This is a genomic window from Kribbella aluminosa, assembly GCF_017876295.1.
Classification (GTDB): Bacteria; Actinomycetota; Actinomycetes; order Propionibacteriales; family Kribbellaceae; genus Kribbella; species Kribbella aluminosa.
Genome location: NZ_JAGINT010000002.1, coordinates 950,561 through 963,593 on the forward strand (window position 1 = coordinate 950,561; position 13,033 = coordinate 963,593).

13 protein-coding genes are annotated in these 13,033 nt (G+C 70.0%); 6 read left to right on the forward strand and 7 right to left on the reverse strand.

From position 1 onward, the window contains the following. Nucleotides 1-57 precede the first annotated feature (57 nt). Entirely contained in the window at nt 58-1,272 is a 1,215-nt protein-coding gene (locus tag JOF29_RS25965; RefSeq protein WP_209696954.1) for an IS4 family transposase, read from the forward strand. 212 nt (nt 1,273-1,484) lie between these two features. Here JOF29_RS25965 and JOF29_RS25970 read toward each other — a convergent pair whose 3' ends face one another. Both JOF29_RS25970 and JOF29_RS25975 read right to left on the reverse strand, forming a co-directional pair. Continuing rightward, nucleotides 1,485-2,048 (reverse strand): LytR C-terminal domain-containing protein, encoded by a 564-nt coding sequence (locus JOF29_RS25970; RefSeq protein ID WP_209697066.1) that lies wholly within the window; start codon nt 2,046-2,048, stop codon nt 1,485-1,487. 32 nt (nt 2,049-2,080) lie between these two features. Continuing rightward, complete coding sequence (locus JOF29_RS25975; protein ID WP_209697067.1) at nt 2,081-2,374, reverse strand: type II toxin-antitoxin system VapB family antitoxin; 294 nt, start codon at nt 2,372-2,374, stop codon at nt 2,081-2,083. 180 nt (nt 2,375-2,554) lie between these two features. On the opposite strand from JOF29_RS25975, the gene JOF29_RS25980 reads away from it, so the two are divergent. From JOF29_RS25980 to JOF29_RS25990, 3 genes are all read left to right on the forward strand, one after another. Further along, nucleotides 2,555-4,093 (forward strand): helicase HerA-like domain-containing protein, encoded by a 1,539-nt coding sequence (locus JOF29_RS25980; protein ID WP_209697068.1) that lies wholly within the window; start codon nt 2,555-2,557, stop codon nt 4,091-4,093. A gap of 151 nt (nt 4,094-4,244) precedes the next feature. Further along, the gene (locus JOF29_RS25985) at nt 4,245-5,576 is read left to right on the forward strand and encodes a GGDEF domain-containing protein (protein WP_209697069.1); all 1,332 of its coding nucleotides are present in this window, start codon (nt 4,245-4,247) and stop codon (nt 5,574-5,576) included. A gap of 21 nt (nt 5,577-5,597) precedes the next feature. Next, entirely contained in the window at nt 5,598-6,122 is a 525-nt protein-coding gene (locus JOF29_RS25990; protein WP_209697070.1) for a SigE family RNA polymerase sigma factor, read from the forward strand. 455 nt (nt 6,123-6,577) lie between these two features. On the opposite strand, the gene JOF29_RS25995 is transcribed toward JOF29_RS25990, so the two are convergent. The 3 genes from JOF29_RS25995 to JOF29_RS43565 all read right to left on the reverse strand — a co-directional run bounded on the left by JOF29_RS25995 (nt 6,578) and on the right by JOF29_RS43565 (nt 9,928). Further along, nucleotides 6,578-7,105 carry a hypothetical protein gene (locus JOF29_RS25995; protein WP_209697071.1) on the reverse strand — a complete coding sequence of 176 codons (528 nt, stop codon included), beginning with the start codon at nt 7,103-7,105 and terminating at the stop codon, nt 6,578-6,580. 1,610 nt (nt 7,106-8,715) lie between these two features. After that, nucleotides 8,716-9,210, reverse strand: a complete 495-nt coding sequence (locus JOF29_RS43560; protein ID WP_245359455.1) for a DUF8814 domain-containing protein — start codon at nt 9,208-9,210, stop codon at nt 8,716-8,718. Beyond that, a complete protein-coding gene (locus JOF29_RS43565) occupies nt 9,149-9,928 on the reverse strand; it encodes a DUF8814 domain-containing protein (protein ID WP_245359457.1) in 780 nt (259 codons plus the stop codon). Before JOF29_RS43565 ends, JOF29_RS43560 begins: the two co-directional genes overlap by 62 nt. Nucleotides 9,929-10,097: 169 nt before the next feature. On the opposite strand from JOF29_RS43565, the gene JOF29_RS26005 reads away from it, so the two are divergent. Both JOF29_RS26005 and JOF29_RS26010 read left to right on the forward strand, forming a co-directional pair. Then, nucleotides 10,098-10,613, forward strand: a complete 516-nt coding sequence (locus JOF29_RS26005; protein ID WP_209697072.1) for a SigE family RNA polymerase sigma factor — start codon at nt 10,098-10,100, stop codon at nt 10,611-10,613. After that, nucleotides 10,613-11,680, forward strand: a complete 1,068-nt coding sequence (locus JOF29_RS26010) for a hypothetical protein (RefSeq protein WP_209697073.1) — start codon at nt 10,613-10,615, stop codon at nt 11,678-11,680. Before JOF29_RS26005 ends, JOF29_RS26010 begins: the two co-directional genes overlap by 1 nt. A gap of 38 nt (nt 11,681-11,718) precedes the next feature. On the opposite strand, the gene JOF29_RS26015 is transcribed toward JOF29_RS26010, so the two are convergent. Together JOF29_RS26015 and JOF29_RS26020 are read right to left on the reverse strand one after the other, a co-directional pair. After that, nucleotides 11,719-12,222, reverse strand: coding sequence for a DinB family protein (locus JOF29_RS26015; protein ID WP_209697074.1), 504 nt, complete (start codon nt 12,220-12,222; stop codon nt 11,719-11,721). Continuing rightward, nucleotides 12,219-13,013, reverse strand: a complete 795-nt coding sequence (locus tag JOF29_RS26020) for a helix-turn-helix domain-containing protein (protein WP_209697075.1) — start codon at nt 13,011-13,013, stop codon at nt 12,219-12,221. The genes JOF29_RS26015 and JOF29_RS26020 overlap by 4 nt, the downstream gene beginning before the upstream one ends. Nucleotides 13,014-13,033: the final 20 nt, after the last annotated feature.

The following is a 13,033-nucleotide window of genomic DNA, read 5'->3' on the forward strand; positions in this document are numbered from 1 at the left end:
GGCACCACCTAATTCCAATACCGTTCAGTTAAGATCACAGTGGTGTAGTTTGGGGGCATGCCACGTGGTGGATGGAAGAAGCCGGAGACCGGGCGGCGTCTGTCGGATCTGGTCTCTGTCGGTGTGCTGACGCGGGTGTTCCCGCCGGCGCTGGTCGATGAGGTGATCGCCGAGGTCGGCCGGACCGAGCAGCGGCATCGTTCGCTGCCTGCGCGGGTGATGGCCTATTTCTCGATCGGGATGGCGCTGTATTCCGAGGGTTCCTACGAGGACGTGCTCGCGCAGTTGACCGATGGGCTGTCGTGGGTATCGGGCTGGACCGAGACCTTTAGCCCGCCGAGCAAGTCCGCGATCTTCCAGGCCCGGGCGCGGTTGGGTGCTGAGCCGTTGGCGGCGCTTTTCGAGCGGGTCGCCAGACCGGTCGGGACGGACACGACGCCGGGGGTGTGGCTGGCCGGGCGGCGTCTGGTCGCGATCGACGGGATGTGTCTGGACGTCGCTGACACGCGCGCCAATCACGAGCACTTCGGCCGTCCGGGGGTCGACAAGGGCGAGCGGGCGGCGTTCCCTCAGGCCCGGGTGGTCGCGTTGGCCGAGTGCGGCACCCACGCGGTCTTCGCAGCCGAGATCGGCACCTACCCCGAGTCCGAGGCCGCTTTGGCCGAACGGCTCCTGGACAGGCTGGTGCCGGGGATGGTGCTGACCGCCGACCGCGGCTTCTTCTCCTACGCCTTGTGGCGCAAGGCGATCGCGGCCGGCGCCGACCTGTTGTGGCGGATCCGCACCGATAAGTCCGGGCCCAAGCCGATCCACGTTGAGGATCTTCCCGACGGCTCCTGGCTGGCCCACCTGCGTCAGTCGCACACGGCCGCGGCGCGGCGCGAGGAGCCGATGCTGGTCCGGGTCATCGATTACACCATCGATGACGGCCGGGACAACCCCACCGCCTACAGGCTCTTCACCACCTTGACCGACCCCGACGAGGTGAGTGCGACCGATCTCGCCGCGGCGTATGCCCAGCGGTGGGAGATCGAGCTGACCTTCGATGAACTGAAGACCCATCAGCGCGGACCACGCACCGTGCTGCGCAGCAAGTCGCCCGACCTGGTCCTCCAAGAGATCTGGGGCCACCTGTGCTGTCACTACGCGATCCGCTCCCTGATGGCCGAGGCCGCAACCCATGCCGGGCACGATCCGGACCGGGTCAGTTTCGTTGCCGCGCTCAGGATCACCCGCCAGACCCTCGCCCACCCGGGCGCATTTTCCCCCTGACCAGCACGGCCGCGACAGCCCCGGCTGGCCGGACTTCCTGCGCCGCCTAATCCGCCGGCTCAACCCCACCCGACGACGACGCTCCGCGCCCCGCGTCATCAAACGCAAATACGTCAAATGGCACGTCAAACGCGCCCACCACATCAACTGGCCGCAACCACAACAACCACCGAACTACGCCGTGATGCCACACTAACTGAACGGTATTGCACCTAATTCGGGTTCTGCCCCGAGGGGATCGGCTGTGGGGTGTGGACGACCGGGAGGCAGACCGTCGTACCGGCCTTGACCGCGACCGACGGGATGCCTTTGATCTTCACCGAGCCGAAGCCGGCGCCGATCACCAGGTCGACGCTGTGGTCGGTGCGTCCGTCGGCGATCATCTGGGCCTTCTGGTTCAGCTGACCCGCGACCAGCAGCATCTCGGGCGCGTTGGCCGCAGTGCCGCGCAGCGCCACCACGTCGACCTTGTTGCCCTTGGGCTCGTTGGACACCTTGCTGACGCTGAACCCGCGCTTCTTCAGCGCGTCCGACACCCGGCCGGCCGAGCCCGCGCGAGCGCCGCCGTTGTAGACGTTCAGCACCACTTGCGTGGGCAGCAGCCGGTTGTTGGTGAGCTTCTGCTCGGTGCAGGTCGGGCCGGCGCTGGAGCTCATCAGCGACTTCCAGCCCCACCAGCCGCCACCGGCCAGTATTCCGAGCAGGATCACCATGGTGATCGGCGTACGCCACCGGATCCGCGAGTGCGGTCTCGGTTGCGGATGGATCGCTGTCATCTGCTCCACCCCCCGTGAGCGGCAGCCATAGGTCAGTCCACTACCAGTACCCGTGCGTGCAGGACCTGACGCTGCTGCAGCGCGGCACGCAGCGCGCGGTGCAGACCGTCCTCGAGATACATGTCGCCCTTCCACTCCACGACGTGCGCGAACAGGTCGCCGTAGAAAGTCGAGTCCTCGTCCAGCAGTGCGGTCAGGTCCAAAGTGCCCTTGGTCGTGACGAGTTCGTCCAGCCGTACCTGCCGTGGTGGCAGAGCGGACCAGTCCTTGGGCCGCAGCCCATGGTCCGGGTACGGCCGATCGTCCCCGACGCGCTTGAAGATCACCCCCCGGAGTCTAGCCGGGGATCAGGTCCCGCGAGGAGGTCATGAATGTCACCGGAACAGTCCACAGCCGTTTTTCAACCTTTTGGAGGAGTACGGCGTCCCGCGCTGACATCGGAGGACGCCGGGTATGCCCTAGCATTCGAGCGGGTTATTTCCGTCAACCGGGGAAGGCACGCTGAGATGGCCGAGAAAGCCGACGTCGTCGACACCGTCAAGCAGGGATACGCGTTCGAGGGAGCGGCCCTCGAGCTGGGTTCGCTGCTGGTCGACGGCGAGCCGAAACCGGAGGCGGTCGTCCGGATTCCGCTGGGGATGATGAACCGGCACGGCCTGGTCGCGGGTGCCACCGGTACCGGCAAGACGAAGACCCTGCAGCTGATGGCCGAGCAGCTGTCGGCGGCCGGCGTCGCCGTGTTCGCGGCCGACGTGAAGGGCGACCTGTCCGGCATCTCGCAGCCGGGGACCGGCGGCGACAAGCTGCTGGCCCGGACCAAGGCGATCGGCCAGGAGTGGACTGCGACCGGCTTCCCGACCGAGTTCTACGCGCTCGGCGGGCAGGGGACCGGCATCCCGATCCGGGCAACGATCACGTCGTTCGGGCCGGTGCTGCTGTCCAAGGTGCTCGGGCTGAACGACGTACAGGAATCCTCGCTCGGGCTGATCTTCCACTACGCCGACAAGGCCGGCCTGACACTGCTCGACCTGAAGGACCTGCGGTCGGTCATCCAGCACCTCACCTCGGACGAGGGCAAGGCGGACCTGAAGGATCTCGGCGGGCTGTCCGCGGCCACCGCGGGCGTCATCCTGCGGGCGTTGATCGGGTTCGCCGACCAGGGCGCCGAGGCGTTCTTCGGCGAGCCGGAGTTCGACACCGCGGACCTGCTGCAGCAGCGCGACGGCAAGGGCGTCATCTCGCTGCTCGAGCTGCCCAACCTGCAGGACCGGCCGGCGCTGTTCTCCACCTTCCTGATGTGGCTGCTCGCCGACCTGTTCCACGACCTGCCCGAGGTCGGCGACGTGGACAAGCCGAAGCTGGTGTTCTTCTTCGACGAGGCGCACCTGTTGTTCAACGACGCCTCGAAGGCGTTCCTGGACTCGATCGCGCAGACCGTCCGGCTGATCCGGTCGAAGGGCGTCGGTGTGTTCTTCGTGACCCAGACCCCGAAGGACGTGCCGGACGCGGTGCTGGCGCAGCTCGGCTCCCGGGTACAGCACCAGCTCCGGGCGCACACGCCGAACGACGCGAAGGCGCTGAAGGCGACCGTGTCGACGTTCCCGAGTTCGTCGTACGACCTGGGCGAGGTGCTCACCCAGCTCGGGATCGGCGAGGCGATCGTGACCGTCATGAACGAGTCCGGTGCACCGACGCCGGTCGCGTGGACCCGGCTGCGGGCGCCGCAGTCGCTGATGGCGCCGGCGACGGCGGAGCAGCTGACGGCCGCGGTGCAGGCCTCGCCGAACAACGCGAAGTACTCCGAGAGCGTCGACCGCGAGTCGGCGTACGAGATCCTCGCGGCGAAGGTCCAGGCAGGCGCGGCGCAGGCCGAGGCCGAGCAGCGGGAGCAGGCCAAGCAGGAGGAGGCGCCGCGGCCGCGCGCCCAGAAGCAGGAGAAGTCGATGGTCGAACAGGTGATCGGCTCGACCGCCTTCAAACAGTTCGCCCGCACCGCCGGTCGCGAGATCGTCCGAGGCCTCTTCGGCGCAGCCCGCAAACGCTGACCCTTTCCCTGCCCTGCAAGGGAAAATCTGCGGTCGGTTGTTGATCAAACGACTGAATCTCGACGTGCCGGCGATCGTTCTCAACTCGTCATCCACAGCCGCGCCGACAGCGATTGGGCCTGAGCGCCCAGCCGTCGTACCGTGTGAGGTGATGGTTGCACAGAGTAGGCAGGCGATCCGGTCCTGGGCGCTCTGGACCCTGACGGTCCCGGCGTTCCTGCTGGTCGTGCTCGTAGACCTCGGCGCGATCGGGTACGGCGTACACGCGTTCACCGAGCGCCCGAGCTGGCGCGGGCTGGACGTCGTGTTCGCGCTCACCGTGTCCGCGCTGATCGCGGTCGAGGGCGCCCGCCGGGTGGAGAGCCGCCGGCGCCGCGGCGGAGCGCTGCACAAGGACCTCGCCCCGGCCTGGATGATCGCCGCGGCCGTCGTACTGCACCCGGCGCTGGCGATCCTGGTCGTCGTACTGCTGCGGATCTGGTGGCGGATCCGGGCCGGCAAATGCATTCCGTACCGCTGGGCCTTCTCGACCGCGGTGTGCGTCCTCGCCGTCGGGGCCGCCCACGCGGTGTTCGTCTCCGCGCGGCACCTGACCGGCAGCGGCGACCTCGGCCTGGTCGTCTCGATGGCCGCCGGCGCCTTCGCGTACGTCGTCACCGACACCCTGCTCTGCGGCCTGGCGATCTCGCTGATCATCCCGGGCAGCAACCGGCGGGAGACCGTCGGCGGGCTCGACGACCTGTGCACCGACGCCACCGCGGCCACGCTCGGCTGCCTGCTCGCGGCGGCCTGCCTGATCACGCCGTGGTTCGCGTTCGTCGCGATCCCGATCACGCTGACTGCACAGCGCGCGCTGCTCCTCGGCCAACTGGAGACCGAGGCGCAGACCGACCCGAAGACCAGCCTGACCCGGGTCGACTGGTGGCGCCGGCGGACCGAGCAGATGCTGCGCACCTCGCGGAACCAGCACGAGCCGATGGCCGTGCTGCTGATCGACATCGACCACTTCAAGCACGTGAACGACCGGCACGGCCACCTGGTCGGCGACGAGGCGCTGCGGGCGGTCGCGACCATCCTGCGGAGCGCGATCCGGGCCAAGGACGTGATCGGCCGGTTCGGCGGCGAGGAGTTCGTGATCGCGCTGCCGGACACCGGGATCGACGAGGCCACCGTGACCGCGGACCGGCTGCGGAACGCGGTCGCCAACAGTCCGCTGGCCGCGATGTGCGCCGGCGTACTGGATGATCCGGACCTGGACCCGGACACCTTCCGTCTGACCGTCAGCATCGGGGTCGCGGTGTATCCGGACGACGGGGCGACCGTCGACGACCTGCTGCTGCGCGCCGACCGGGCGATGTACGCCGCCAAGGCCGCCGGGCGGAACCGGGTCCGGCTGGCCGCGGACACCGTCCCGCTGCACCATCTCACCCAATTCCCGGAACAGACAGAACCTTTGGCTCCTGCCCAGCGTCCTGTGAGGTGAGGACGGCAGGACGGAGTGCGCATGGCGGCAACGGGGAGTCGTGACGACGACTTCACGGCATTCGTGCTGGCCAGATCCGCGCGGTTGGTGCACTTCGCGCGGATGCTCTGCGGCGACGCCGGACTCGCGGAGGACCTGGTACAGACCGCGCTCGAGAAGACGTACCTGCGGTGGGACCGGATCGAGATGGCCGACCCGTTCGGGTACGTGCGGCAGGCCGTGGTCAACCAGCACCTGTCGTGGGTACGGCGACGTCCGTGGCGGGAGCGGCCGAGCGGTGACGCGGCGGAACTCGACCTGTTCCTGGAGGCGGAGGCCGACCCGAGCGGCGGCGTCAACCGACGGATCGCGGTCCGGGCCGCCCTCGCCACGCTGAGCCGCCGCGAGCGCGCGGTCGTCGTACTGCGGTACGTCGAAGACCTGACCGAACGGGAGACCGCGGCGACCCTCGGGGTGGCGATCGGAACAGTGAAGAGCGCCAACGCCCGAGCCCTGGTCAAACTACGAACCGCGCCGGAACTGAGTGGTGTGGGAGAGCGCACATGAGCAACGAACTGCGATGCGGTGTGGCGCCGGCCCGACGCGGGGTCCTGCGCGGGGAGCGCATGAGCGACGAGTTGCCGGGTGATGTGGGGCGGTGCCGATGTGAGGTGCTGCGTGGGTCGTGTGGGGTGCGCATGGGCGACGAGTTGCCGGGTGATGTGGGGCGGTGCCGATGCGAGGTGCTGCGTGGGTCGTGTGGGGTGCGCACGGGCGACGAGTTGCCGGGTGATGTGGGGCGGTGCCGACCCGGGGTGATTCGCGAGTCGCGGGGGGTGTGCATGGCGACGAGTTGCGGTGTCGTGTGGGGTGGTGCCGGCGTGGGGTGCTGCGTGGGTTGTGTGTGGGCGATGGGTTGCGGGGCTCTGGGCGTGGGGTGCTGCGTGAGGCGTGTGGTGTGGGGGTGTGGGGATGAGTGACAGGCTGGTTGAGGAGGAGCTTCGGGATGCGTTGGCGCCGGATCACTCGATCGCGCCGCTCGATCCGTCGCAGGTGATCGCGGGGGCGCGGCGGCGGAGAGTTCGGGGGCGGGCGACGGCTGCTGCGGCGGCTTCGGTTGCTGTTGCCGGGGTCGTCGTGCTGGGGGGTGTGGTCGGCCACGGGTTCCTGCGTGGCGACGTACCGCAGCCCGCGAACCCGCCGTCGACTGCGCCCGCGCGACCGACCACCCCGACACCGACCACCCCGACACCGACCACCCCGACACCGACCCCCACGCGTCCGCCGGCCACGCCTGCGCCGACGCCGACCGTACAGCCGACAGCACCACCGTCGATCCGCCCGACCGGCGCACCTACCGCGACCCGGACCGACTCCTCGCCGACGCGCCTCCCGACTCCAACACCGACCGGGGCGCCGACGGGACCACCGACCGGGGCGGTGACTCCAACCGGGAGGACGACTGAAACGCCGACGAGGGTGGCGACCACCATGCCGAGCATGAACACGCCGCCGGCGCCGACCGGCCGCACTCCAGTACGCCGTGCCACGCCGACAGTCCCGCCGACCCGTACGCCGAACTAGACCCCGCAGGGTCTGCACCAGAACCATTTCCCCCACCGACTGCGTCCTTCAGCCCGACCGAACATCACATAGGTGCGGAGGGCAACAATGAACGAGGCAGGCCGGAAGCGGCGAACGACCCGAATCCTGCTCGGCGGACTCGCCGCCGCGGCGGTGGTCGGCGTCGCAGTCGCAGGTACGGCGATGGCGCGCAGCTACAACTCCAACGCCGACGCGGTGGTCCAGGGCGGTCCCGCAGCCACCCCAGCCCAACCAACCGCCAGCCCGACCGAGGCCACCCGCTCCCCATCCGCCCGCCCCGTCCCCACCCCCACCTGCTGGTCAACCCGAGCAGTTCCCTCGGCAACCACCTCACCCACCGACGAGCCAACCCCCACCGCAGCAACCCCAACCCGCCGAGCGGCGCCGACACCCACGGCAACCCCAGCCCGCCGAGCGGCGCCGACACCCACGGCGGCAACCCCAGCCCGCACCCGCGCCGCCACCCCACCACCGACCGCCGCGCCAACCCGCCGAGCAACCCCCAGCGTCTCCCCGACGCCGAGCCCGACCCGTCGAGCGGTGGCCCCCACTGTTCCTCCGACGGTGAGCCCGACCCGCCGCCCGGTGCCCACTGCGACGCAGCCTCCCACCGCGAGCCCGCGCCACCTGGGCGCGACTCCGACGCAACCGCCGCGCGTACGCCCCACCCGCGGAACGGTGCCCACAGCAACGGTCTCCCCGACCGCAGTGCCGAGCCTGCGGCAGACCGCATCACCGACGGCAGCGCCGACCGCGTCACCGACGGCAGCGCCGACCTGCGAATCCTCCGCGACGCCGACCGCCTCGCCGTCGGCCCCGCCGACCCGCACGCCCGGCCCGCGCCCGACCCCGACCCAACCGCCGACGGTATCCCCGACCCGGACCTCCGGCCCGCGTCCGACCCCGACGCAGCCCCCGACCGTCGCCCCGACCCGCGCCCCGCGGCCAACTCCCACCGAGCCCCCGACCCGCACCCCCGAGCCGACCTATCCGCCAACGGTTTCGCCGCGCGGTAAGTAGCCGGACCCCCACCACTCACCAAGCAAACGGCCGTACGCCCGCTGGAGACCAGCGAGCGTGCGGCCGTGCTGTTGTCGGGGATTGGTGAGTGGTGGCAGTTCACCGGGTGCCCGGACCGCCACCACTCACCAAGTAGGCGGCCGTACGTCCGCTGAAGGATCGGTGGGCGGGCGGCCGGCGTGTTGGCTGAGGTTGGTCAGTGGGGGCGGACCGCCAGGCCATCACAATTGGCGGCGAGGTGGGTGGTTACGCGGGGACCGGTCGGTTGGTGGGTGATTGTGATGGGCTGGCGGTCCGCCGCTCGGGCGCCCCGATGCGGCGCTGGCCCCGGCGTCAGGCTGAGGAGCTGGAGCGGCGGCGGGTCGCCAGGGTGCCGAGGGCAGGTTTCGGCAGGTGCCGAAGGTGGTGCGGTTGGGCGGGTGTCGGGAGTGGTGGCGGTTCGGTAGGAGCCGAGGGGCGGTGCGGTTGGGCGGGTGCCGAGGATGGTGGGTCGGCGGGTGCCGTGGGTGAGGCGGGTGGTGGGGGTGGTGGGGGTTTAGCAGGTGGGGGAGGTGGTGGCGTTGATCCAGGCCTTGGCGACGTACATGCCTGGGTTTACGCGGAGCCAGACGTTGCTTGTGCCTTGTGAGCCGGTGACGTTTTCGCCGGTGGTCTGGCATTCGACGGTGACCTGGGCCGACTTGCCGGCCATGCCGACGACCGCGCCCGAGGAATTCGGCGCGTTCCGGACGTTCAGGTAGCCGGACGAGATCGACACCGTGCCGCGGCCGCCGTCGCCGGTCCACAGGTACGTGACGTCGACCCACCCGTTGTCGGCCAGCTGCAGTGCGTCCCAGAAGACGCCGTCGGCAAGGTCGATCCCCGCCGGGTTCGCGACCGTACGGCCGAACTGGTCCTTCCCGCCGTTGTACCCGTTCTGGTACGCCGCCTGCGCCTCCGGCTTGCCCTGCGCGAGGTCTTTCCACATCTCACGAGTCGCGCTCGGGTTCCAGTAGTCGTCCGTGGTGTTCCACGGCCCGACGTCCCACACCGGCTCGAACGCGCAACGCGTCGCGGTGCAGACCTTTGACGCTGTACGTACCGGATCCGTTGCCGGACAGCCCACGCCGCGACGGCAGCGCCACGAAGTGGTCTCGGCTCGCGATCACGTGGCCGTTGGCCGTCGTACCGCCGACGAGACCCTCGCGAGTGGCGAACACGTGCAACTTCAGCGGAGCAGCCTGGATCGTCATCCGCGGCGCCACCGCCTTGTCGGTCGGCTGGACGGTCACGTCGCCGACCCACGGCTTCCCGCCGGTCGGCGGTGCGAGAACGATGATCCGGATCTGCACCTGGTCGCTTGCCCCGGGCAATGCGGTCGGCGTACCGGACTTGACCGCGGTCCACTCGGACCACCGGTCGTTCAACCACGCGCGTACGTCGACCTCGGCCGACGAACCGGCGGGCGCGCCGCTCGTGTACCCGACGACCACGGCGGACGTCGGCGAGCCGAATCGGACCGGGGTCAGCTCGGCCAGGCCGGAGCGCTGCTTGATCTCGGTCGCGCCGATCGCGGCCGGCGCGTCGCCGAGGACGATCCGGTTGCCTTCGAGCTTCACGTTGCTCGAACCTGCGACCGGCTGGGCGGAGACAGCGACCGGGTGGGTCGGGGCCGCGGCGCTGGGCGGCGCCAGCGTAAAGGTCGCGGCAAGGATGGCCGCGGCCGCCGCGAGACAGGCTGCGGACGTGCTTCTACGGGTGATACGCATGGGCGGAACCTCCGGGGCGGTGAAGGTGTGTACTCACCCCAATGTGACTCATCGACGTCTCTCGTGGCTAGCCCGTCAATAAGTTTCTTCGAAGGAGTTGGTGACGAAACAGAACCCGATCGGTCGCCCACCGGGTTTGGACCGGTGTGACAGAGGCTGAGGAGAATCGATGAACCGGACCGCGGACGCCGACTTCGAGCGCTTCGTGCAGGCGCAGTCGACCCCCCTGCTCCGTTTCGCGGAGATGCTGTGCGGCGATCGGCACACTGCCGAGGACCTGGTGCAGCAAGCGTTGATGCGGTCCTACCCGAAATGGCACCGGCTGGAGGGCGACCCGTTGCGGTACGTCCGCCGGGTGCTGGTGAACCGCTTCCTCAGCCAGGCCCGCCGGCGCTGGAACAACGAAGTACCCAGTGATCCGGTGCTCAACGATTGGGATCAGCGAGCGGTGGCGGACTTCGCCGGGGAGGTACAGACCAGGGAGGCCGTGCTCTCGGCCCTGAGTGGTCTGACCGTCCGGGAAAGAGCCGTGGTCGCGCTGCGCTACTCGCAGGATCTCTCCGAGGCCGAGACCGCCGAGCTGCTCGGTATGGCGCCCGGGACCGTGAAGAGCACGGCTTCCCGCGGGCTGGCCAAGTTGCGTCTGGCACCCGACCTGATCGACAGCCGAGTTGGAGGAAACTGATGAGTGACGAGCAGCGAGTACGCGACGCTCTCACGTACGAGATGGAGCACTGGCAGCCGAACGCCGCCGACCTGATGCGGCGCGGCAAGCGGCTGACCTGGCTGCGCCGTGGCCTCGCCGCGGCGGGTGTCACCGCCCTCGCCGGAACCGTTGCGACGGTGTCCGCAGCGGTGGGCGGAGCGGCGCCGGTGAGGAACCTGCTGGCGGGTGGCGGTAAGCCGCCGGTGTCGGCGGTGGCCCCGACCGACACCCCGAAGGTGCCGACGGTCGACCCGACCTGCCTCCCGCAGCAGCCGGCCAAGCCGCAGCTGCCGAAGGTGACGGTGTCGGTGAACAAGACCATCGACCCGAACACCCCGCCGTCGGTGCCGGCCAAGCCCACGCTGCCGACCGGCAAGCCCACGCTGCCGACCGGCAAGCCGACCCTGCCGACGGCGAGGCCGAGCCTTCCGACCGGCAAGCCCACTCTGCCGACGACCAAGCCGTCGCTGCCGTCCAAGCCGGGCAAGCCGACCCTTCCGGGTACGCCGACTCTCCCAGGCAAGCCGACGCTCCCGTCCAAGCCGACGCTCCCGTCGACCAAGCCCACGCTGCCCTCGACGAAGCCGACGCTGCCGAACCTCCCGTCGACCAAGCCAACCCTGCCGGGCACTCCGACCAAGCCAAGCCTGCCGAGCAAGCCGAGCCTGCCCGCGAAGCCGTCGCTGCCGGCCAAGCCCACGCTCCCGACCGCCAAGCCGACCGCGGTTCCGTCGGTCAAGCTCCCGGACTGCGTGCACGGCGTACCGACCGATAAGCCGACCGCTCCGAAGCCGTCGTTGCCGACCGTGCCGGGCAAGCCCACCGACAAGCCGTCGTTGCCGAAGCCGTCCGCATCGGTCTCGGCGGGCGTCGAGGTGACCGTCGACCCGGGCAAGCCGTCGATCCCGACCGCGAAGCCGACGCTTCCCGGGAAGCCGGCGCTCCCCGGTCAGCCGACCATCCCGGCCCCGACCGGAAAGCCCAGCTTCCCGACCCCGGGCGTCCCGACGTCATTCCCTACCGGCCACCCCTCCCCCGGCCGCTAGGGCTTCCCGCCACCGGCGAGTAGATCAACCCTGCAGGTCTACTCGCCGGTGGCACCGTCCACGAGTTCGCGGGCCACGTCCAGGTGGCCCGCGTGCCGGGCGTATTCCTGGAGCACGTGAAACAGGATCCAGTTCAGCGTCGGCCGGTCGTCGGTCCCGAAACGGCCCCCGGCCGGCGCGCTCGCCGCTGGGTCCGCCCCGCTCACCACCTGGCGGGTGAACTCGCCACCCGCGTGCAGTTGCGTCAGCAGACCGTCGAGCGTGTCACCCGGCTCAAGCGTCCAGCGGCCGTCCGGGTCGTCTGCCGAGTCGCCCCACGGATGCTCGACCTGCTCGGCGGTGAATCCCCAGCGCAACCAGCGACGCTCCATGAAGACCAGGTGCTTCAGCAGTTCCAGCGGCGTCCACCCCGACGGCAGCCGGCTGCTGCGCAGGTCGGCGTCGCTCAGCCCGGTCAGCTTGGTCTCGACGATCCCGCGGTACCGATCGAGGTACTGCAGGTGCAGCTCGATCGTGTCCGCGACCTCCCGGGCGGGCTTCACGACAGCCCCCGCAGGTACTCGGCGGTCGCGTCGTCGGCGGGGTAGAACGACTCGATCATCAACTCCGACACTGTCACGTCCACCGGCGTACCGAAGGTTGCGATCGTGGTCAGCAAGGACAGCTCCCGTCCGTCGTGGGTGAGTCTGAACGGTACGACGACATCGGTCGGGCCTGGCGCGGCCGGGTGGTCGTGCACGGCGTACCCGCGGAGCTCGTCGTACAGGTCCTGGAGCTCGGGATCCGCCGTACTGGCGACCTGGCGTTGCAGGCTCGCGAGCACGGCGGCGCGGACGTCGGCGATGTTGCCGATCCGCCGGGCCAGGCCGTCCGGGTGCAGGGTCAGCCGGAGTGCGTTGATCGGTGCCTGCAGCAACTTCTCGCCGACGTCCGCGGTGAAGATCGCGATCCCGGCGTTCGCCTCGACGATGTTCCACCAGCGGTCGACGACGAGCGCGGGGTACGGCTCGTGGGCCTGCAGCAGCCGGCGCAGCGTCGTACGGATCGCGAGCATCGCCGGCGAGTGCAGCGACGCCTCGCTGTAGATCGGCGCGAACCCGCCGGCCAGCAGCAACTGGTTGCGGTCCCGCAGCGGTACGTCGAGGTGCTCGGCCAGTCGCAGGACCATGTCGCGACTCGGCCTCGACCGCCCGGTCTCGACGAAGCTCACATGCCGCGTGGACACGTCGACGCGGTTCGCCAGCTCGAGCTGACTGAGCCGCCGGCGCTCCCGCCAGCCGCGCAGGAGCTCACCCACCGGACGCTGGAAAGTCTCCTCGATCGTCGCTGCCATAGCTCCGACCGTAACTGGTT